The 22,119-nt window shown below is 59.1% G+C and carries 17 protein-coding genes; 9 read left to right on the top strand and 8 right to left on the bottom strand.

The window, feature by feature from the left end:
* A partial coding sequence (locus tag BM190_RS36135) for an ATP-binding protein (RefSeq protein ID WP_177237493.1) occupies positions 1-348 on the top strand: 348 nt, incomplete at its 5' end.
* Between the two features lie 387 nt (positions 349-735).
* On the opposite strand, the gene BM190_RS36125 is transcribed toward BM190_RS36135, so the two are convergent.
* From BM190_RS36125 to BM190_RS36090, 7 genes are all read right to left on the bottom strand, one after another.
* On the bottom strand, positions 736-1,041 hold the full coding sequence (locus tag BM190_RS36125) for a hypothetical protein (RefSeq protein ID WP_092262272.1): 306 nt from the start codon (positions 1,039-1,041) through the stop codon (positions 736-738).
* A 582-nt stretch (positions 1,042-1,623) separates the two neighbouring features.
* Complete coding sequence (locus BM190_RS36120) at positions 1,624-2,742, bottom strand: hypothetical protein (RefSeq protein WP_092262271.1); 1,119 nt, start codon at positions 2,740-2,742, stop codon at positions 1,624-1,626.
* On the bottom strand, positions 2,739-3,143 hold the full coding sequence (locus tag BM190_RS36115; protein WP_092262270.1) for a hypothetical protein: 405 nt from the start codon (positions 3,141-3,143) through the stop codon (positions 2,739-2,741). The genes BM190_RS36120 and BM190_RS36115 overlap by 4 nt, the downstream gene beginning before the upstream one ends.
* Entirely contained in the window at positions 3,140-3,388 is a 249-nt protein-coding gene (locus tag BM190_RS36110; RefSeq protein WP_092262269.1) for a hypothetical protein, read from the bottom strand. The genes BM190_RS36115 and BM190_RS36110 overlap by 4 nt, the downstream gene beginning before the upstream one ends.
* Positions 3,389-3,656: 268 nt before the next feature.
* Positions 3,657-6,932 (bottom strand): DEAD/DEAH box helicase, encoded by a 3,276-nt coding sequence (locus tag BM190_RS36105; RefSeq protein WP_244550852.1) that lies wholly within the window; start codon positions 6,930-6,932, stop codon positions 3,657-3,659.
* 820 nt (positions 6,933-7,752) lie between these two features.
* Positions 7,753-8,175: a hypothetical protein gene (locus tag BM190_RS36095; protein WP_092262267.1), complete on the bottom strand. Its 423-nt coding sequence runs from the start codon at positions 8,173-8,175 to the stop codon at positions 7,753-7,755.
* A gap of 38 nt (positions 8,176-8,213) precedes the next feature.
* On the bottom strand, positions 8,214-8,690 hold the full coding sequence (locus BM190_RS36090; RefSeq protein ID WP_092262266.1) for a DUF3833 family protein: 477 nt from the start codon (positions 8,688-8,690) through the stop codon (positions 8,214-8,216).
* A 389-nt stretch (positions 8,691-9,079) separates the two neighbouring features.
* Between BM190_RS36090 and BM190_RS36085 the strand changes: the two genes are divergently transcribed.
* The 5 genes from BM190_RS36085 (at position 9,080) to BM190_RS36060 (ending at position 12,429) form a co-directional block, all read left to right on the top strand.
* Positions 9,080-9,367: a hypothetical protein gene (locus BM190_RS36085; RefSeq protein WP_092262265.1), complete on the top strand. Its 288-nt coding sequence runs from the start codon at positions 9,080-9,082 to the stop codon at positions 9,365-9,367.
* Between the two features lie 38 nt (positions 9,368-9,405).
* Positions 9,406-9,627: a hypothetical protein gene (locus BM190_RS36080; protein WP_092262264.1), complete on the top strand. Its 222-nt coding sequence runs from the start codon at positions 9,406-9,408 to the stop codon at positions 9,625-9,627.
* Between the two features lie 755 nt (positions 9,628-10,382).
* A complete protein-coding gene (locus tag BM190_RS36070; protein ID WP_092262262.1) occupies positions 10,383-10,604 on the top strand; it encodes a hypothetical protein in 222 nt (73 codons plus the stop codon).
* A gap of 6 nt (positions 10,605-10,610) precedes the next feature.
* A complete protein-coding gene (locus BM190_RS41395; protein ID WP_092262261.1) occupies positions 10,611-11,069 on the top strand; it encodes a hypothetical protein in 459 nt (152 codons plus the stop codon).
* Between the two features lie 1,063 nt (positions 11,070-12,132).
* Positions 12,133-12,429 carry a hypothetical protein gene (locus BM190_RS36060; RefSeq protein ID WP_092262260.1) on the top strand — a complete coding sequence of 99 codons (297 nt, stop codon included), beginning with the start codon at positions 12,133-12,135 and terminating at the stop codon, positions 12,427-12,429.
* 405 nt (positions 12,430-12,834) lie between these two features.
* Here the strand turns inward: BM190_RS36060 and BM190_RS40025 are convergent, their stop codons facing one another.
* A complete protein-coding gene (locus BM190_RS40025) occupies positions 12,835-13,518 on the bottom strand; it encodes a Y4kA family protein (protein WP_502687020.1) in 684 nt (227 codons plus the stop codon).
* A 1,157-nt stretch (positions 13,519-14,675) separates the two neighbouring features.
* Here BM190_RS40025 and BM190_RS36050 point away from each other — a divergent pair.
* The 3 genes from BM190_RS36050 to BM190_RS36040 all read left to right on the top strand — a co-directional run bounded on the left by BM190_RS36050 (position 14,676) and on the right by BM190_RS36040 (position 21,704).
* Positions 14,676-17,897 (top strand): hypothetical protein, encoded by a 3,222-nt coding sequence (locus tag BM190_RS36050; protein WP_244550851.1) that lies wholly within the window; start codon positions 14,676-14,678, stop codon positions 17,895-17,897.
* A 123-nt stretch (positions 17,898-18,020) separates the two neighbouring features.
* Positions 18,021-19,376 (top strand): hypothetical protein, encoded by a 1,356-nt coding sequence (locus tag BM190_RS36045; protein ID WP_244550850.1) that lies wholly within the window; start codon positions 18,021-18,023, stop codon positions 19,374-19,376.
* A 72-nt stretch (positions 19,377-19,448) separates the two neighbouring features.
* On the top strand, positions 19,449-21,704 hold the full coding sequence (locus tag BM190_RS36040) for a di-heme-cytochrome C peroxidase (RefSeq protein ID WP_283806140.1): 2,256 nt from the start codon (positions 19,449-19,451) through the stop codon (positions 21,702-21,704).
* Positions 21,705-22,119 lie beyond the last annotated feature (415 nt).

The raw sequence follows: 22,119 nt of genomic DNA, 5'->3' as shown, positions 1-22,119 counted from the left end.
TTCGCCCAGTCCGGTGGCCAGCTTCTCTTCCACCTCGTCAGCCGGCTCTATGAGCGCGCCTCCGTCATCGTGACCACCAATCTCGCCTTCGGCGAATGGCCGAGCGTGTTCGGCGACGCCAAAATGACCACCGCGCTGCTCGACCGATTGACCCATCACTGCGACATCGTCGAGACCGGCAACGATAGCTGGCGGTTCAAGAGCCGAGACGACGATCACGCCACCCGCGCTCGTCTCGCCTCCGCTATCCCGGCCAGCTCCGACGAGACGAGCGCTACCAGCAAAGCTCGCCGCACGAAGGGGTCAAAATTGGACGCCGATGAGGGGTCAAATTTGCAAGCCGATTGACAAGCGGAACTGCCACACGTACAAACGTTGCCGCGCCTACGCTTACTTTGGCGCTGCCTTAACCGAACATTCGACTACGATGGTCGTCGTCCCTTAGAGACAGGACTGCCATCATACAGAGTTTTTGTGGTGGACAGCAGTCGGAGAGTGATCTGCGCGGCAAAGCTCGACTGCGCCGACGAGCAGGCAGCGAGATGTCGCGCCGAGCAAATGTATGGTGAGCATGATGTTGAGCTTTGGGAAGGCAATCGGCTCGTCGCCGTGTTTCGAAATCCAACGTCGAACGAAGATCGAGGCGATCGCTCATCCTGAATAGACGGCCGGTCTCGCGCTTAATCAGCCCGGGTGCCGTAAGTGCGACCCAAGACCGGACGTTCTCGCTAGCGCTTAATGGACGTCTCGGTCCAACTCTGCCAACAATCGATGCAGGAAGTCGCTGGCGTGGTTATATTGTGCTGCGCCGTCCAGGATCTGATGAGCCAGTGGTGACATTATGTTGCCCACAGCCTCAGAGCCAATCAGCTCGGCGCGGGATGACCACAGCTCCAGCAGCGGGTCCGGGATGTCGTCGCTCGATCCAAATAGCTTTAGGAGCCGGCCTTCGGCGACACCGTTATGATCATGGTGGGCCTTGGCGGCATAAAGGGCGAACAAGCTCCGAAAGGCCTCACGGGAAACGGTGGGCTTAGCCATCGCAATGTCTCCCAGGAATTTCTTAAAATGAATTTGCAAGCCTGGAACTGGACGGAAACTATTCCCTAGAAGTCCTTACACGAAGAAGATTCTACAACAGATCGGGAAAAAGCGGCAAGCTCTTAGTCCAAGTTAGATGCGGCTCAATGCCCATCGCTTTTGACTTGTCAGTGGCGATTCAAACTCCGCAGAACGTCTGCTCCAGCTCAGATCGGTTTCCGAGGGCCCTCCGTGCCGTGTTCATGAAGCTTCTTCACTCTCTCAGCTCCGCGACAAAGCCCTCGGCGGCGGCGGTTGCTCTCAGACCAGCCCAAGTTTAAATATGCGACTTGCTGAGGCCCTGCTCGGCGTCGAAGCTTGCCGGGCAATCGCGACGGCGTCTTCGGGGAAGCTCGTAGTAAGCAACGAGCTATGCGAAGCTCGTCCGCAAGCATTGCAATGTTAGAAACCGAACGGACGCGCCCAAGGCTGTCTAGTTCGTCCGTTGCTCAGAACGGCAAAGTGTAGGAAGGTCCGTCAACTGTGTATGTTAGTCTTTGACCTCAAAGGGGAATCCGGGATCAAGGATTTCATCTTGTCAACTCAGGCAGATCCGGCGACGGAACGCGGCATATATGGCTTCGCCTCGAGCGTGACCGAGGTTTCACCGGCTGTAATGTAGTCGACCATAATGCCTGCCGGCGCGACCTCCATGGGGGTGTTGGCCGTCACCTGTGGAGGCCGCACTCCGTCCGAAGCCTCCAGCGACAGCGTTCGTTTCATCTCGCCGCCCTTGAACATCCAAGAATGCCGCTCAATCAGGTACTGGTCGGGCAAAAGGGACCTAACGATCTGGTGCACGTCGAGGACCGGCGGTCCCAACTCTTCTGCTGGCGTCTCATCGGTGCCTTCGGAAATGGCGCGAACGGCCGGAACGGAAGCTGATTCCGTCGTAGCGGGTGTCGATTGTTCCTGGGCTTCGGCGGCATTCCCGGCCAGCTCCTCTCTCTGGTTGCCCAGTCCCACGGCTTGCAAAGCTGGAGACAGGATCCGCTGAAGTCGGGTGATCGCGAGATGCTGGCATTGGAAGAACGGTATCATGCAGCGAAGAAAGTTCTCCCGGCCTCCCGCCGCCTTTTCTATCTCACGGTAGTCCATCCACTTATCGTTCTGGGCATTCCAGTGGTACAGGAAGCCGTAGCGAAAAAGCTCGTCGTGGAAAACCTTGCGCATCCAGAGGTTGCCGCCGAACACGACGTTCCAAAGGTTCACGATGGGCCATTTTGACGCTGCCACCGCCTGCGCCAGCGTCTCCATCCTGGCAAGTTGATCGGAAAGCGACTTCGATTGGTAGAGCGCTTCGATATCCTCCAGCTCGGCGAGCGCTTCCGGCGAGCTGGCGAGCATCGATCGGGAAATCGCGACGACCTTCTCGAAGTGGCACACGTCGCGATCGTAGATGATCGGACGCAGCCGTAGCGCAAACGATTCGAAGGCTTCCTCGTTCACGACAGGGTGGGTAAACCAGGTTTCGGCAATGATCTGATCCCCCGCGACACTGTACTTCGTGTTGATGGCAAATCGGATCCGGTCGATCCCTTGCGCGAAGGAGCAGGAATTCAGCCGTTTGGCGGCGAGGACAAACGCAATGAGTCGCTTGGCGGATTCGGCGTTCGTCTCGATGTCCGCCGTCCAATCCTTTGTCTGCACGCGCCCTTTCACCTTCGACCTCCCATGCCGCGATCGATCTCGCATCTGGGTACTGGCCGACCTTCTGTCAAACACTTGGGACTATCGCTGCGACCGCGCCGATTGGTCGGTCTCGACCATACTTTCCCGCCAGGGCCATCATGTGGATGGTCCGGCCGAACGCCGCGCAGGCCCGCGATCGCCTTCAGGACCGTGGTCTTGCCGACGCCCGCGCCGCCCCGGACGATGCCGAACCGCTCCTGGACCAAGGGGTATGGCTTCCCGCTGCTCGTCGTCGAGCGCCACGCGCCCATGTCCTGCCGGTCGAGCCAGCCGGCGAGCTCGGCGTCGGAGACCTCGCGGGTGATCAGGTCGCCCATTGCGGGCTCGGCGAGCATGCCCTTGATCCGGTCCGCGAGGTAGCGCTCCATCATGTGGGCGCCGGCGGCCTGAAAGGCTCCGCGATCGGGATCGCAGCCCGCTGTGCGAGGGCGGCCGCCACCGCCTCCTCAACCCGCGCCGCCGCGCATTTCAGCAGCCGGCCGACCGCGATGACGAGGTTCCGGGCGCCGATCCAGGTGTGGTGCTGATGGAAGCGCGGGCGCACGACGAGCACGCCCGTGGCCGAGCGCAAGCAGTTCCTCACGATGATGTCGCTCGACTTGATCCGCGAGATCAAGGACGCAGCCCTCCGCGACGGGCGGCCTGCCTAGGAAGTGATGGAGGAAGCGGCAGTCGAATGGCTGCAGCGCCGGAAGGGCGGCGCCGACTGAGGTCCCCTCGCCGCGCCGGCCGCCGTGGTCGGCAGAAACGGCCTCCGGCGGGTGCGGGCGGCTCCGACCGCTCAGGTTCGACGAATTCCAGAAAAAAGCCTTCCTGGTGCCGTCAGCGCGGACGCCCTGACGTCCCTGCCGGGCTGACCAGCACCGGGACCATGTCCACCGCAGCTAGGGGCTGCAGATCACCTGAAGATCGACGTCGACGGTCTGCTTGAGGAACGTCTGCGCGGCGCCCAGCACCATCCGCTGGTCGGGGGTGAGCCGCGAGCGCCCGATCCCGGGCTGGACGATGGCGATGTCGAAGGCGATGCGCTTGACCTTCGCGGACTTGGCGATGCCGAGCAGGCGCTGGAGGTCGCCCTTGAGGTATCGCTTGGCGGCGGATGATCGATGGCCGGCGACCTTCTCCCTGGCCCTGATGTGCCGGTGCAGGCGGTCGAAGCTGCCGCGCCAGACCGCGGATCGGACCGCCTGCGAAGACACTTCGACGGCGTCCTTCACTCGCCCGCCCTCCTTCGGCTTCGATGAGAACTTGCAGTGGAGAAGCAGCACGTTGATGTGCTCGTCCTCCTCCTTGATGCAGATCAGATCGGCGGCTTCGCCGGCATCGTCGTCGTCGAAGATGAAGTCGAATTCGTCGAAGTAATGCGCGGCGACGTAGGCCTGCACTGAGTTCTTCCGCTCCGCCCCGTCCTTCCAGATCGACTCCGCCGTAATGTCGACCTTGTCGGCGGGCCACTCCCAGGGGACCAGCGCCCGCTCCGAAAGCGTGATTTCGGCCGGATTGTTCTGCTCGAGCAGTATGTCGCCTTCGAGTTCCGTCAGATCGAGATAACGCACCACCAGCGGATAGTCGTAGAGGTAGTCGACCAGCGGACGCTCCATCGCGCCGTTCTTGATCTTGAGGTCGGATCCGCCGACGAAGCGATACCCGCGCTCGGCATCGAAACGCAGCCTGATGTCCTCGTTGAGGTCCTCGATCGCCGAGGTCAGCCGGAACGCCAGCTCGGTGGCCGAGGACGCCTCTTCGTCGAACGTCCACTCGCAGAAAGCGGTCGCGACCTGCCGGTCGCCCTTGAGCACGAAAACGCGCTCGTCCGACACCTTCAATAGCTCCGGAGGCCACTCCACCGAGAGGACGCCCTCCGCCGGGAAGGCCCCCTCGACCTCCCGCGGGATCAGGACGTTTCCGAGTATCTGAGCGGAATCGATCGTTTCGTCGATTAGCTTCCGCCCCACCGGGCTGCACCACCGCACCAACTGCGGAATGGAGCCCTGCGACCTTTCCCAGACCCTTCCCTTCGCGGAACAGCCGGGGAAGACGAAGCGTCCGGCCTCCCAGCCACGGCCATCCAGATTGGATTTGGTGGCGTCGCCGGTCTCGGTCTGCGTCAGCGCCTGGCGGACGTCGGCGCCGGTGTACATGGCGAAGCTCATGTTCCGACGCCCGTGCTTCCGCACGCCGATGTTGCTGAAGATGAGCCTGTTGATGCGGCCCAGCGAGCGGAAGACGTCCTCGCCCCTGATCCTTTCTTGCGCCCCGACCGCTCTGGCCAGGTCTTCGTGCACGGAGTCCTTGTCGGACGAATTGACGTGCAGCAGCCCGGCCTCGGCATCGTGGTAGAGCACGAAGAGATGCCACAACCGGTCGACGACGATCTTGCCTCGTCCCCATTTGACCGGATCTTCCCTTCGGACCACAAAGAACAGGAGGTTGGCCTTCGGATTCAGCCACGCCGCGTGCACGATCACGGCCGGCGGGATCGCGTTCTGGAACGACTTCGGGGTGAAGGACTTGCAGCGGTACACGATCGTGCTGAACTTCGGCCGGAGGATATTCTTGGATATTCTGAGACCTGCGACGTCGTCTTCGCCGATCAGCGACTGCGATTCCCGGAGGAATTCGACGAGTTCGGCGTGCTCCTTCGCGGCGTTCGAGCTCTGCTCGCTGAGCAACACGTTCCAATCGGCGCTCTCGCTGTAGATCCGCTCGAGCCTGTCGGAGACCTTTTGATCCGCGATGTTGGCGACCACTGTCGCCTCGTGGATGTTCGATGCGGCGCTCCGGGTGAAGCGGCCGGTGAATTGCAGCAGCACCGGCAGGCTCTTGTGGATGTCGTGAAGCGCCGCGATCTTCAGTTCCGGAAGATCGAACCCCTCGCCCAGCATGTTGACGCAGACGATGATCTTGCTCGTCCCGGCACGCAACTGCGCCAGCGCGGCGGAGATGCCGGCCTCGCTCATATCGGAATCGACCACGATGGGATTCATCTCGGGCGCGAGCCGTTGGTAGATGTTCTTGAGTGCCTCGCCCTTCGAAATCCGGTTGCACCGCGCCATCAGCAAATGCGTGTAGCCGGCTCGAAGGTCCGCACGAAGGGCGGCGACGGCCGCGGTCGCGATGGCCTGGTCGGCATCCTCCGGCTCGATCTCGAAGACCGGGACGAAGTTGATCTTCTTGAAGTAGCCGTCGCGCTGCGCCGCAGCGAGCGAGTAGCTGAAGATGACCCGCCCGTCGACGAGCTTGTTGTCCAACCGGAATGGCGTTGCGGTGAATTGAACCACTTGGTGCCGGGAGAAGTGGGAACGAAACTCGCTCCAGGTGTCGGATGAAACATGATGGGCTTCGTCGACGAAGAGGGATTTCACTGCGGCGGCGATCTGCGGTCTGAACTCGGCCACGTCCTTCACGCCCAACGAAGCCATGACCCCGATGACCACGTTCGCGCCTTCGAAGATCGACAGATCCTCGGCGCAATTCGGCTCCTTCGTCACGACGCTGACGATCGGATTGTGGATATCCTCGTCGACCAGGCCGAGTTTGCGCAGCAGACCCAGGCTACGGAATTTTCGGAAGGTCTGCCATCTCAGCCGGTTGTTCGGAACGATGACGAGCGTCGGCCCGCGGCGGTAATGGACCACGGAACACAACATCGTTTCGGTTTTGCCGGTGCCCGTCGGCATCACGACCGTCGCGATCTCCTCCGAGGAGACGCTCCAATGCGAGCCGATGGCATACAGGGCGCCGATCTGCGGTGGCCGGAGACCTTCGTTTCCCGGTGCGACCTGGCCGTTCTCGTGGCTTTCCTCGGCGCGGAAGCTGAACCTGCCCTTCCAGGAATCCTCGATCTCGTCGGCGACGGCGACCGGATCGGCCTCCGTGCTCCTCTCGAATTCGGCTAGCTTCGAATGCCATTGCCAGCGGACTCCTCTGTCCGTTTCCTCGATGACGCCGGTGATCCCCGCCGGGATTTCCTTCAGGTTGCGATCGGCGAGCATGATCCGCTCGCCGGAAGCCAGTTCGAAGACCGGGCATGAAACTCTCGCTGATATCCGCTGCGAGCCCTGCGACGAGATCGGTACAGTCCGCCGTGCCGACAGCAGACACACCTTTTGGCCGATCCGGTATTTCTTCACGTACTCCAGTTCGGGGAGCAGAAGCACGTCCGGTCCCGAGGAAGCGGTGCTCGGGCCCGCGACAAATCCGACGCGATATCCATTGCCATTCATCGATTGCAGGCCCGTCAGCCAGGCTCGGCGGACGTGGGCGAAATGATTGAACGAAACGCGCAATCGATTCAGGTGGCAGGCCGAAAGTCAACTCCGCAAGTTGCGTAATCCACCGAATAGCGCCGAAATGACGTCAGGCCTGCACGATGGTCCCGTCGGCGATGTCGGGATACCGCCAGCTCCGGACGGAGGTGCCCGGACTGCCGCCGCGATTTTCCACGAACGACCTTCGGAGGTCCTGGAACAACCGCTTCGCGGTGGGCCGCCAAGAAGCCGGTCTGACCGACGAGCGAAGCCGTCGTACCGAACCACGCGCAGGCCGCGTGCCGCACTCCGTCCAGTCCGAGAACTACCTCGGCCTCTACAACCAGGAGCAGACCGCCGAGATCAACATGCACATGCAGGACGAAGCCGTGGCCGCAGCAAGGAGACCGAACGATGAGCACGGACGTCGTAACGAAACTCTCAGGTTTCCCGATCGTTGCCAAGGAGACTCACTCGCTCGACGCCGACGTGCAGAAGGAGCGCGCGAAAAAGACGGCGTCGAAAGAAAAGATGGGCGCGATCATCGACGCCAGTCTCGTGGTCCGGGAGCGCGGCGGCGACCGCGACGTGCTGCGCATGTCCGTGGGGGAGTTAATGAGTTGGCGCCGGTCCGCATCAACGAGGTTCCGGACACCCGCTACGATTGTCGTCGCATCGAGCGCACGACCCGCAGGGCCACCGGAGAGGAGGTTCAATACCTCGGCCACGCCTACAACGGCTCGAAGAACGCGCCCGATTCCACGAAATGGATCCCGAGCGTGATGGTGGATATCGCCGACCGTTGCCGCGGACGCGGATGCCGTCGACGATGTTCTCCTTGAAAGAGTCCAGCCGAGCCCGCGCCTCTTGCCGCAGCTCCAGAACCGACATCCTCCTGATGATCGGCTCGGCGTGCCGAGCGACGTAGTCGCGCACCTCGGCGGATCGTTTGCCAATGCGCTGGGCCTACGACCGGTCTGCCCTTCTTGCCCGCCTTCTTCGGCGTGGCGGAGGGCTTGCGCAGATCATCGCGCAGGTCTTCCTCCTGCTGCGAGAAGAATTCGCCGCTCTCCAGCCGTGGCAGGAAATCGATCTTGCGGTCGCCGCATCCGATCAGATCGTCCGCCCACAATCTCGGCTTGATGCTTCGCAAGAGCGCTCGACATCCCCTCGAATCCCGCGGCATTGGGATCACAGCTTCCGATAGGTAATGTGTGCCGTCGCAAACGGGATGCCCGCACGTCCGGCACTACCACGCACGATGCAGGCGCGATCATCTATTGCGTAGAACCAATCGTCGAAATTCAGCTTGATCGATTTGCCACCCGGTTGCGGCGTGTCGCGAGTGTACTTCCAATGGAATGCACAGCCGGCTTGCTCTCCAATTGCCTCACCTTCCAGACGATTCTCCAATCCGGTGTACTTGCCTTCCTCACCCTTTCGTATCGTCCAGTGCATCGTGTCGGAATGCCCGTCATCGAACGTGTATGTCTCGGTGAAGAGAAGGATTTGGGTGTCCGTCTCGAATTCGCCGTGCGCCGCAATCGTGGCGCGCTTCAGCAATCCGCCAACGAGGCTTTCCAGCACCGCCCAACCTTCGATCCGCCCCAGAAAGAATTGTTCCGGGAGAAAGATCGGCCTTGTTTCTATGAAATCCGCGATCGCCATCGCTAGACTCCAACCAAGGGATTCTACCCACTAAGTCCCTTGTTACCCAAGGGTTCCGATTAGCCGCGCCTCCACTCCGGTTATTGCGGCGCCCGGGTCATGCCGATAAATAATGAAAGGGCTCCTCGCACGTTCCGAGCGGCCACCGGGCCTTAAAACGAGGGCGGCTGACCTCAGCTCCGGCTGGATTCTTGGTTCGTGGTATCGGCAATTAAATTTCAATGGATTTCAAATCTGACATGGAATTTGTAGCCAACTGATCCGCTCAGGCGCTATCTTCACCAGCGAAAGATTTTTTGTCCCGTAAATTGTTTGGCTCACATAACGAGCCGCTTTGAGGATCGTTGTCTTACAGAGCATGACCGCATGCTCGTTGTGTAGGGACAGACATGTTGGATCACGAATTCAATGAACAGCGCGCCAAGTTGCTGCGTGAACTCGCAGAGCAGGCTGACCCATTCGTTAGAAGACGCCTGCTCAAATTGGTGGAACGGTATGAACCTAAGGGGCGAGCAGCGCCGGTTCGCGAGCCCACTCTGAGCGACGATGCCGCCGATCGCAAGCAAGCGCCACCTCCCGATCCAAGGAGTACCGCCGTCTACAATCGGCAGAGCACGGGTAAGCTTCGATTGAATGCTTCGTTTTCTGAAAACCCCAGCGTTTTGCCCGATAATTGAATCAGGGTCCCAAGACCCGCAACTTGAGGAGAGCAATTATGGCAATCCAGATCGTCATGGACCGCACCGGCGACAGCCGCTACCTCTTCAATCTTCAGGCCGCGCAGGAAGTGGGCAGGGCCGAACAGCGCTTCGATGAGTTGACGAAGGTTGGCTTCACGGCTGCGATCCGTACCGGGACAGGCCAATTATCCCAAATCAAATCGTTTGACCCGAATGCGGAAGAGACCGTCTTTTTCCCGAGGCTCGTCGGAGGTTAGTGAGGGCTCAGCCATGTCGGCCTTCCGATCGTTGGCGACGGGCAGCCGTTCTCGCATGAGAGCGACGCGAGCCCTTTTCATCAAACACGGCGCCGAGAGCACGCCTGAAGGCCGGTCGCTGCGGCTCTTGCGGGAATGGCTTTCGCAGGCTCAACGCGAGCAGCTAGCTCGCAAAGGTTACTTCGATGTGATCGGAAACGAGAGTGGGAGCCGATATAGGGTTTACCCCGGAACTTTAGGTAACGTTTGCGAGCTGGACGAGCGCGATCATTTGCAAGAGGGACTGTGTTTCATGCCGGTGGGTTCTCTGCCGATCGGAGACGTGATGCTCGCTCAGAAGATTGCGTTGGAGACATGCGAAGCCCAGGTGCGCGCGGTGGCGAAGAGGTTCACTCCGAGTCGTTTTCATTTTGGGCAAGCTCGGCTGCTCGGGTGACTGCCCTCGCATCGTCGCGCTGGCGAATGGCGGCGCAGGCGTCCTGCTAAGTTGGTGGCCGGCGAGTTTACTGCTGGGTTCATCCATTGCCTTCAGCCGAACGTGGAGAAACGCGCATAGTCATAATTTGCATCAATGTCCACGACCGTGCGAGCGCGCGGGTCGAGCAGGCGACCGAGCGTCACGTCGGGCGAAGCCACTGCACTGCCCTGTGCTGGTGCTGCAGAGCGATAGAGGCATGTGTCATTGACGATTGAGTCAGTTAGGAACGAGGGCTCAGTTTCCACATTGCTTGTGAGGTGCAATCGGGAGTTTGAGCATGGCAGTGCAAATCGTGATGGATCACAGCGGCGACAGCCAACACTTCTTCGACAACTCCAATGCAGAAGCATTGGTAGGGGCTGAGAGGCTTTTTCTGCAGTTTACCAGCAAAGGATATACTGCGGCGGTCCGGAAGGGGCCCGGTGAGGTAACCAGGATCACCGCATTCGATCCGACCGCCGAAGAGACGTTGTTTTTCCCGCGGCTCGTGGGCGGATGAACTCAAGTGAAGAGAAGGCTTGCTCGCATCGGTCCATGGCGCCTTCGGGGCTGGGCTGTTGGTAGGCTTTATCAAGCAGCAAAGGAGGAGAAAACGGTCGACGCTCGTGCTCTGCGACTGCTGCGTTCTTGGCTTTCGCCCCAGCAAAGGGTCGAGTTCGATACGAAGGGGTACTTCGACGTGGTTGGGTGCGATAGCGGGAAGCGGTATCGCATACGGCGGGGAACGTCCGGCAACGTCAACGAGATCGACGAATTCGGACGGCTCAGCACAGGGTGGTGCTTCGTCCCGGTGGGGGGCTTGGCCCAGGGTGACGTCATGCTCGCCCAAAAGTTAGCTCTTGAAACGGATGAGGCACGGGCCTTGAGCATCGCCAATAGCTTCCCAGGGCCGATCCGGTGGCGCCGACCCGCTAGTCGTCCGCCCGAGGGAATTATTGTGCTCGGACGTCTTCATTCCAGCTAGTGCCAGACGGGCATCGCAGCCCGGCCGTTGCGCCAAGAGCGGGTGGCCAGCAATGGGTACGACTCAATTTTGGCGGCGCAGCAAGAAAGAACCCCTCACTTAGAGGTCTTTGGAACGCTGCATCACGGCAAAAAATTGAGCAGGCGGGATGAACTCCTTAGGGCGAGAAGACGATGCGTGCGATTTTGACCATGCTTTTGATAAGCCTGTGCGGCGTCGTTAACGCCGCAACTGTGCATCAACGGCATCGCCGGCAAGCGGTGCTTCGCCCCTTCATCACATGCACCCCTCGGGCTCAGCCTCGGCTTTTGCCTATGCGCCGCGTCCATACGACCGGTCCGCACCATATCGCAAAGGCTACAGCGAACTTTACTAGGGTGCTTCGCAGGGCTACGCGCCCGGCCAAAGGGGCAATATCTCGGTAGCGTGCTCAGTCCTGAATAGGTGTTGAGGCGCCCAAGTGGGAATCCAGTAGGGCCGCTGCGTCCCAACAGCCTTTGCTGCCGCCCGCTGAGGCCGCATTTAGCTCGCAAATGTCCCGCTCGTCCCGAAGTAGAACGCTGCCGGGCTCGAAATAAGCGTCCCGGCAGCGTTTTATTCTCGAACTGAGCGCTGAAATCCCAGTTGGCCTAGCTCAGCAATGATCATGCCATGCGCTTATGAAGACAAAGGGCCTCGGGCAGCTCCGGGGCCGGCTCTGATGCTGAAGCCGTTCGACGCAGCCTGAGAACAGGCGCGATGCACATCCTTCCCCATCGTGGCGGGCTCAGCAAGGAATTAATTGGACTCACAGTACATAAATGGGCTCGCCGCGTTACCGCCGAAGCTGATCTGATGATCGGGCCGGCAACAGGCACTGTTGGTCGGCATGGAAATGGAGCCCTGGAGGCGGCAGGGAGGAAGCCTGCCTTGGGAGCGTGGCGGAAGTCCGCCTGAGGGGCTCTCAGATCAAGGTCGAGCGACCTCACGACCGCGGCAGCTAGGAACGCACGACGCACCCCCACGTTCGGGCTCCGAGGTAATCGCGATCCGCGATTCCGAGACTCATAGTGGAGGACTCAAAATGAGGTCCATCGCGAGCGTTCTCGTGTTTGCTTTAGCAATATCGGCTCCGGCCGCATATGCGCAGACGACTAAGCCGGATGTCTCGTCCGCGCCCAGCGCGCAGAACTCGGGCGCGGGCATCGCCGGCCAGCCCGGCAACAAGAATGGTCCGGCGGCAAAGCCAGGAGAGACTATCGGCTCCAGCTCGACACTCAATCAGCAGAATCCCACGGTGCAGCAGCAGGACACATCCAACATCAAGGGTCTGCCTGGGAACAAGAGCGGCCCGCCGGCCAAGAAGCCGGGTCAACAGTGACGGCAGCTCGGCGGTGGAGTTGATCCGCTATAGCCGCTTTTAAGGCCCAAGGGGCTGGGCCGTAGAATTCGATAAGCGCCGGGCCGACGCTTCCTCCGTGCTGTCCTTGGGCTGTTTGTGCTGTGATGGAGCACCAAAGCGTACCGGAAGGAACCGACTCGGCGAAGCTCCTGATACTCTCTCGGCAGTGGGTTAGCCCTCCCACAATTCTTTTTCACGAGCGCGGCTAATCGCGCAGATGTACCACTTTAGCTAATTAACCCGCCACTGTTTTCAGGCGGGCTTCGAGCTTCTGCAGCGCAGCACGCTTCAGGTAGGTAGCTGGATCCAAACTCGATCGCTTGGGGCCGGTCAAGGCGCCGACTGCATGCGATGACGCCGTCTCGCAGAGCAACCGCTCTTGGTTTAGCGAAACGACCGATCCAGATAAGCGTCCAGACGCGCTTGAGCAACAGCATCAAGCGCACTCTGCTCGTTCGCTGATCGCACATTGGATCTTTGAAGGGCGGACCTCGCCACCAATCCAGGAGCCACGATCGCAGCCGCAGCTGTCTGCCGTGGAGGCGTTCGTTTCGTCGTGTCGAGCGACAGACCAATGATCAGCGCGTGCCTGTCCACCCTCGATCCGGAGACGCCGAGGCTTGCTGCGCTAGCCAATCCCCACCGGCTTCCCGACGGTGCCACGATAACGTGCGGAGAGGCTGATCCTGTAATGGTCGTGGTGAATGTCAATGTATCTGCAAAAACCGTCGCGCTCGTTTTGTCAGGCGATAAATTCTTGATCTCATTGACCTCAAAGAACGTCGAAACCAGCTCGTCGATGCCGATCTTTCCTGCGATCGGGTAAGTGTAGTTGGACGATTTGTAGTCGTAGCTCGGTCCACACTCCAGCTGGCCATTCTCCAAGAGATCTTCGGCTGTCTCGCTGACAACGAAATGCCTGAGGTTCTCGCGCCTGAAATCGCCGCTTGCCGACAAGCCAAGTCCTGCGGCCCCACTGGTGAACAACTTGACCGGATCGACGACGCCGGAGGCGCCGTTGTCCTCAGTAATGTCGAAGGAAAAATCATAAGCTATGCCAGTTCGGATGTATCGATCGTAGATGACCTGCTCGATCCCGTTTAGACGAGTCCTGAGGTTCGAAGGTCACTGTCTTCCGCGGAGAGCGCTGAGCTCACCAATCAAAGGGTTGGCTTCATCCTCCTTCCGGAAGAGTGCGATGGCCTTATCTTGGATTGCCAGCCGGCTTTCGCAACGAATGTATTGCACAAGCTCGGCCGTGCGCACCCCGGTAACATCCTGTTGGACGGGATGGAGCGAACAGCCCGCAAGAAAGACCGTTGTGATGCAGGCCAAAGCAGACCGCCATCGCGTTTCATGCCCTGCGTGGCCGATGAACTTCGTGCGAATGTCCGGGTGCTCAGACCGCCTATGCAGCATGACTACACTCAAACAATTTGTTGAAACAAAGTATGAATCAGAACAAGCAACGAATGCCATTCCCGCCGGACCGCCGGCGGAAATGGTAAGATGCAGGGTTTAAAGTCGCCGGCCAACTTATGCGCGCTACAAATTCTCCGCTCGTGACTCAATCGTCACATCTGCGAGAAAGGCTTGAGTAGTGAGGCTGACGGCGAGTCGCAGCACCCCGCTCTCGCTCCCCGTGAGCATCGCTCCTGGACTGGTTGTCATACTCGGCGATACCGTTGCCCCAACGCGCAACACCAGACTCTCAAACTTCGTAGCTCCACAGACTAGAGCAGCGACAGCGCCGGTTTTTTGCGTTTCTGCCCCGAGACACGCAGGACAAGAGCGCCGGGCCTTGTTTTCAAGCCGCAAGACTTCACTCCGAAGACCACCCAAACGCAGCTTCGTCGCGGGCCATGTCGCACCCTATGCCTGGCCGGCGCGTATTCTTCCGACAGGCGGCCGTCGCGATCAGGCTTTGCCAGGCACTCAAGGGGAGGCATACGTCTTCAAACGATTTGCGCGACCGATGCAAAGAAGCAGGCCATTCGGAGGAAAACTCTGCGATCCACCGTAGAACATATCGACAAAACCGGACCACTCCTGTAGGGACGTGCACAATATTAACGCGCTACCTAAGAGCGTGTCCGTAATTCAATCTGCTTCAAGTGGCCCGCATGCTTGGGCCTCAATGCCTTCAATGTGAGCTGGCGCGAATGCCTAGTACCAGGCCTTTTCAGGTGGCTTGCCAGCGATCTGCATAAATCTGTGAGGGAGCGATGACTGTTCGCGAGCAGCTATTTACCCTATTGCGAAACCTTCGATGGATAATTGTTCTGTCGGTCGCTATCTCAGTATTGCTCTACCTGCCAGATCAGATTCAGGAGCTCTACCGAATAGCAGCAGACGACCTTGGTTGGGTGACGTTCAAGGAGTTCGCTGCCTTGGGCGTGATTGCCATTACGATTTGGGCAAGCGCGTTTCAGCTCACGACTGCATCCCTGCCGCAAATTCCCAAACCTTCGGGGCGCTTGGCTTTCTACATAAGACTTGCTCCCGTGCTGCTTGGAACGCTGCCAATCATCGCCGCCACAGCAGGCCAATTCGCCTCGCGGCCGGCGCGAAAGATTGGCGAGGTCGAGGAAGTCGGAAGTATCTTCCGCATTCAAGACCAGGCGCTCGCCTTTGAGCGGAACATGCTGCTCATCCTCGCAATCGCGATGGTGATCATGCTCGTATGTTTCGTGATATTTACTTGGCGAATAGGATCAAGAGATCGCTCGATTGATCTGGCGAGCCGCGCCAACAACGCTTACTTCATCCGTTACAGGTTTCTGGCGCTCTCGATCGGCGTCATCGTGCTGTTGACAGCAGCATTCCTCCTGCTGCCGGATAGACTCGCACAATTTCTCGGATCGTTCGGCGTGATCGCTCTCTTTGCGGTTTGCGTCGTGGGTCTTACGGTCCATTTTTCTCTCTTGACGATCAGATTAGCGTTTCCGTTTATTCCAGTTGTCTTTGGCGGCTTATTTCTGCTTGCCTCCTTTTTGGCAGGTGACGATCACGAACTGCGTACCGTCTCTGAAGCAAAGAGCCCGCCGGAAATACCGCGCATGTCCGCAGCCGCGGCATTCCGCGAATGGCTTTTACAAGAATCGCGGGTGGAACAGGCCAAGAGGCTCGGCGAATATCCCGTCTTCATCGTGGCGGCTCAAGGCGGAGGGATCTATGCCGCCAATAATGCGGCGCGGTTTCTTGCGCGGATGCAGGATCTCTGCCCGGCATTTCGCCAACATCTGTTTGCAATAAGCGGTGTGTCCGGGGGCAGCGTCGGTTCGGCACTTTTCGCCGCTGCGCTCCACGCCGAAAATGCGTCCCTTGATACGAATGTTGTCGAGGCAAAGACATGCCCCAAAATCGCGGATTTCCTGGCAAGGGTTGGACGGGTCCAAGATCTTGATGCTCCTGGGCCGGTCGAGCAGCGCGTTGCAAGTGTCCTGGCAACCGATTTTTTATCGCCTTTGGTTGCCGGATTCCTGTTTACAGACTTCACTCAAATGTTTTCACCCTTCGCGATCCCGGCCTTCGATCGCGCGCGCTTCCTCGAATACACGTTGGAGAACGCCGGTGACAGAGCCCTCGGCAGCAACAAGGGCAGCGGCACTCAATCCAATCTGCTAAGGGCTGACTTCCAGTCCCATTGGGCGCCCGACAACAACACGCCGGCCCTGTTGTTCAACACGACGGATGCCGGCAGCGGCAAACGGGCCGTCATCTCTCCCTTTGATTTCGATCCGCTGCACCCCAAAGACACGGACCTGTGTGTTCTTGCATCGGTTGAACGTGCCGGCACTGGGACCGACCAAACGGTCAAGAGCCACTCGCTGCGTATTCCGCTCAGCACGGCCGCTTTCACGAGCGCTCGTTTTCCGTGGGTGACGCCGGCCGCGACCGTCTCAGTCAAAAATGACTGCATAACGTCTCATCCGCAGGCGCGCCTGGTAGACGGCGGATATGTGGAGAACTCTGGGATTGAGACCGCCCTCGACCTGATTGAGAAGCTTAACGCCATCAAGGGCACGTCCGATGCTCCGAAATTCAGGATTTACCTGCTGTCCCTCGTCAGCGGGCAGTTCGGTGATCATGGTTCATTCATGTTCGGTGAGCTCATGGAGCCGGTACGCGCGCTTCTGAGCACGAGAAGCTCGCGTACCTATGTCGCCCTCAATCATGCAACCAGCATCGACCGTCGGCCCGACGCTGAAGTGACGCCTAGTGTTCAGCGCTTTCCAACGTTCGGGCGGACGGACATAACAGGCTTGTTTTATAGCCTTCCACTCGGCTGGACACTGTCCCAGAAGACCGAGGATATCATCTCTTTAAGCAGCGGCCGCTTTTGGGATTGCGTGCCGAAGGACGACTTCGATCAGTCCCGCGAAAGGCAGAGCAATGCAGATTGCCTGCAGCTGAAGTTGTTCCATCTTCTGAATGGATCGGTCGCGACCGCATTTGAAACGCTGAAGGATGCCAAACTTGCTCGGGCTGCCTACGCCGACGAGCTCGCGAAGGAATATCAACCATCTCCAAAGATCAAGCCGCAGCCATTACTTGCTTGTTATGAGAGCAATTGGTTGCAACAGCGCGGTTATGAGGAATATCAAGAAAAAGTCGCCGCCTACGAGCACCAGCTGAGTGAACCGCGCAAGGATCATTCGCCGGCCCCTCCACCCGTTGCGCCATATCGCAAGAGCTATATGGCCTACTATCAGGCCGAGCAGGTCAAAGCCTTGTTGCAGGAGTGGGATCGCGTCGAGGAAACTGATCCCCGTATCCTGGCCTATATTCTGGGATCCGTCTCTTACGATAGCGCCGATTTTACTCGCGGCAGCGAGAACTTCTCTTATAGCGCGGTTTCCGAACTCCCGCAGAAATGGCGCGATCGCATTGACAAGAATAACTCAAGGCTTCTGGCCGCAAACAAGCCCGCGGTCGACGTGAACTCTTTGCTTAATCATCCCAAGGAACTAGCCAATTTCGTGCTGGCTTATGACGACAACGACTTTGGCAACCAGCCGGGAACGGACGACGGGTGGCTGTTTCGCCCGCGAGGAATGTATCAATTGGTCGGCCGTGAGCAGTATCAGGAAGCGCAGGATCAAATGCAGCAGCTGCGCCAGCTGCAAGGACTTGATCTGCTAACGCTACCCGACGCGCTATGGGATGCAAAGATCTCGGCTAAGGTTACTTTCGCTCACTTCCGATTGCACCGGTATAAGGACGACCGGTTATCTCCGCCGGACAACCGCCGAACGCTCTTCGAACTGCTCAAGGATCGTGCGAACGATTGGACAACCGTGCGCGCGTTGCAAACGGATATGGCGCATCCAGCCGACCACGCGCGGGTCAATGCACGCAGTGAGATGTTCCTCGGCTGTATCGGTGAGGCGTTGCATCCGACGAAACTCAAGACTTTGCAGAGCCAGTTCTGCGGTGAGGAATGAACCGTTTGATCCGGTCGCCGCCCGCATTGCCTTGGCGAGGCGCGTAGCGGCGAGATTGTTCGACAGCTGATGTTTGACATTTTGCTCTTAGAGGGGGATTTTCCAATGATCGCGAGGGGCCAAATGAACGGATCTCTGTTTCCGCGACGGCTTGCAAGCTTGTTAGCCGCGGGGGTGATTTTCGCCACAGCTTCGGGGGTGGGAACGGCTCCTGCGCAAGCGGCGTCGAGGCCGCTTGCGCCCAATGATGTGTCCATTCTCTTTCCTCCGCCGAAGTCGGCGGCCGACCTCGCCAACCTGATCGCCGTGTCCGATCTTGCGGGTCCTTCCGGATCGCCGCAGAGGCTGTTATCCGATGCGGATTTCGCGCAACTTATCGCCAACGCCGAAAATCCGGAGCATCCGGGCGTGCCGGAGTCGGGTGCACGGCACATTCAGTTTCCCGATGCCGTGAAAAAGATCGATGCCTGGTTTGTTGCCGGCATCCGAATCGACCCGGGCGCGCCGGGATTGTCGCCGGAGATCATCGCCCAGTTCGGCCGGCAACCACAAATCCGGCTTATCATTCAGCCGGTGACCAATGGGCCGGACGGCTTGAAGGTTCATGACACTGCAGGCCACCTCATCTTCAGCTTCACCCTCGACCCGGACCCGCCTCTGGACGGTTGTGCACCGTTCCCGCGATTCAAACCGGATGACGAAGCATTCAAGGCGATCGTTCGTGACGTCGCGACCTTGCGCGATCAGCTTGGGGCTGGGCAGTTTGGCAATGTCAAAGTCTCAACTGCCGGTGATCTGAATGTGCATCCGGGTCTTGTAGGGCCATCGGCGAAGGCGTTTCGTGACTCACTCAAGGCCTTGATTGAGAAGCATCTCTCGCCGCAGCGCCTCAATACCATGGCCGTGATGGGCATCGCACCGCCCGAACCCTGGATTTTCGTATCGATGTTAAGGGTGCCGCAAGCAGGCCTGATCCCAGTCCCCAGCCCGACGCTTGATGGCATGCACGTGGCACAGATGTTCAGCGCTATCGGCGAAAAGCACGTAGTGCCACAACCGCTCACGAACAATCAAAATCCGATCACCTGTCGACACGCGGCATTGCAAAATCCGCCCTTGCCCCAAGGTAATCGTAAGGGTGTCTCGACCTCCGAGTTCATCGATGGTACCGTACCCAACAGCCGGATCATCGAGATCGTCAATATCATTGCCGATCCGAAGAAGAGCCACTTCTTCAATACCGATTGCGTGAGCTGTCACACCGAGACGGCACAGCCCCTCGCCAGGAAAATTCCAAATTTCACAGCGCTTGGCGTGAACCCCGCCGTCTGGCCGAAGGAAGATTGGAATGTCCGCAACTTCGGTTGGTTCCCCTCCTTTTTACACGGCGGCCCGACCGCAGCGACGATAACCAGGCGCGCGGCAGCCGAGACGTCCGACGTGGTCGCCTTCATCAATAACCAATTGCTGAACAAGTAACAGACGCCGCCGCCGTCTCCGGTAGCCTGCCGGTCCGGCTGGACGCATGAAAAAGATGGATGGAGGCTTGCTATGGGGAGACCCTCTTTTGGCTCTCGTCTTTATTCCTGGGTGATGCGCTGGCCTCATATCACCAGCCTATTATTCGCAATAGTTGTTGTCGTGATCGTGGCGGCGGGCCTGGTGTACTTCGCCCCTGAGAAGGTTCGCGACGCAGCCCTTAAAATCAAGAACGATGCCAATCTCGTAGCTCAATTACTGCCTGCGACCCTGCCTGAGCCATCAAAACTTGAAAGCGCTTATTGGCTGCCGCAAAATTGGACCTCCCGCCAGCGTTACTGGTTTCACCACACATCGCAGGGGACAGCGACCATCCCTGTCCCTTATCAGTGGTTTTTGGCCCTGGAACGCCCGGAGCTGTCCTTCTCTTACACGAATTTAACGGACGAGAACTACCTGCGCCGTCTCGGCTTCATTCCCAGTCCTAGCTCAAAGGACTTCGCCGGTAGTGCGCCCGCCTACGGTTATCACGACGATGCGCCGAATGGGGAGACAGCCCACCCCGGTTGGGCGCCAAGCGCGCCCGAGAACCCGAATGGTTTGCCGGTCGGCTTTGCCGTTCTCAAGGGCGGCGTAGATCCGACGACTGGGGCCCCGTATGAAGATCAGATCGGGCTAACCTGCGCCGCCTGTCATACGGGTCATCTCGAATACAAGAATGTCAGCATTCGGTTCGACGGCGGGCCGGCGATGGTCAATCTGGGCGAGGTAGAAAGAGCCATCGGGCTGTCGATTGGTTACACCTTGATCCTTCCATGGCGTTTCGAGCGTTTCGCCAGCAAGCTCGAGCAGATCAAAGGGCAAAGCGTCGATCGAAAGGAGCTGCGAAGCCATCTTGAGCTAGCACTTCAGAAGATCAAGAACCAAAAGGCAGCGACCGACGGACTTTTGACTGGACAAGGAGTGGCGGATCTAGATGAAGGGTTCGGTCGACTTGATGCGCTGAATCGGATTGGGAACCAGGTTTTCTATAGCAACCTACTCGATCCCTCGACCGGCGAACTCTCCGACCCACTCCTCAAGGGCAACTTTGCGCGCCATGATGCGCCGGTGAGCTTTCCGCCGATCTGGGACACGCCGTATTTCCTTTGGGCGCAGTATGACGCCTCTGTTCTCAACGAACTCGTTCGCAATGCAGGCGAAGCGCTCGGTGTCAGCGCAAAGATCAATATGACCGCGGCCGCGTCCGGACGGCCGCTCTTTGCCTCATCCATACATCTGTCCGAAATCGCGCGATTCGAAGAGCTTCTGCGCGGCACCGATCCCCTTTCGTCCGAAGATGCAGGAGGCAGACAATTCACCGGCCTCGTGGCACCCCGATGGAAGGACGCGCAGGACAAATTCCGGGGTGACCCGGCCTGGGCGATCGATGAAAAGCTCATTGAACAAGGCCGCGATCTCTATCGTGCTCACTGCTTTGAATGCCACCGAGGTCCGGTGAACGATGCCGCCTTCGACAAAAAGTGGCCGGAAGACTCATTCTGGCGCGCAGAGAACCCCGATCGCTCAGCCAAGCACGAGAAGAATTGGGTAGAGATCGGCGGACGGCATTATTTTAACGTCGTCCAGGTGCCGGTCTCGGCGATCGGCACCGACCGCCAACAATCTAACGTCCTGACGACGCGGCGCGTTCACCTGCCCGAATCACTCGGATTAAATCCTGCAGATGACCTCAACAAAGCCGGAGGTTGCGGCCTTCTGTCGGATAAAGGCGCAGATCCTCTGTTTGTACTCGCGCTCATGGACGTGGTCGGCAAAACGATCGACCAATGGCTCATTGCGAACGGCACTTCTGAAGAAACCAAGCGGCAAATGTGGGGGCCGAGGAAGAACTGTCAAAACCAGCGAGTCTATGTCGGGGCGCGTGCTAGCCGCAACGGCAAGGACGATGTCCTTCTCGCCCTTGAGCCTCAGTACCGGGCGCGCCCGCTGGACGGTGTTTGGGCAACGGCTCCTTATCTGCACAACGGGTCCGTTCCGACACTGAGAGACATGTTGGTGCCGCAAGCCCAACGGCCGACGTCGTTTTGCGTCGGTAGTCGTGCGTTCGACCCGGTCAAGGTCGGGCTTGTTACGAAAGCACAGGTGACCGAGAGCTGTGCAGCCGGCCTAACGAACTTCGATGTGTCGCTGCTTGGAAACAGCGCTCGCGGACATTCCTTTGAAGGCAAGGAAACCGACTTAACGAAGCTGCCGCCTGGGGTCATCGGACCAGAATTGACCGACGCCGAGCGGCGAGCGCTTGTCGAGTATCTCAAGACTCTGTGAGCGATGCGTCGCCTGGTGAACTATATGTCGGCGCTGTTACGTTGGACCTACCCGTTGAGTTCATACGCGCATCGTCAGCATGCGTCGCCATTCCGCAGAATGATTCATGCCCCCAAGGAGATAGCGGCCGAGATTATCCGATTCCAGCGACAGGACGTTTGTCAGGAAGACCTCGCTTGCGACCATCACGATTATGGAAAGGATGGCGAGCTCGCAATGGCGCTTCGGACATTTCTCGCGGCGGCACAGACGACCCAATCTCCCGCTACGAAGGCGCTATATACTCGCTTCAGCGTGCTTCCAAAGCTCGTTGCCCCAACAGGTGACTCACATGAAGGGCCGCCATGCGAGCCGCCTCGGAACACTGGCACCGAGCTCCAGCGATGCTGCAAGAAGCCGCTCCTTCTCATCCAGC

Origin of the sequence: Bradyrhizobium sp. Rc3b, assembly GCF_900114915.1 — a bacterium.
In the GTDB taxonomy this organism is placed as follows: Bacteria; Pseudomonadota; Alphaproteobacteria; order Rhizobiales; family Xanthobacteraceae; genus Bradyrhizobium.
The sequence above is the reverse complement of the archived record's forward strand: the minus strand, read 5'-3'. Positions and strand labels throughout refer to the sequence as shown.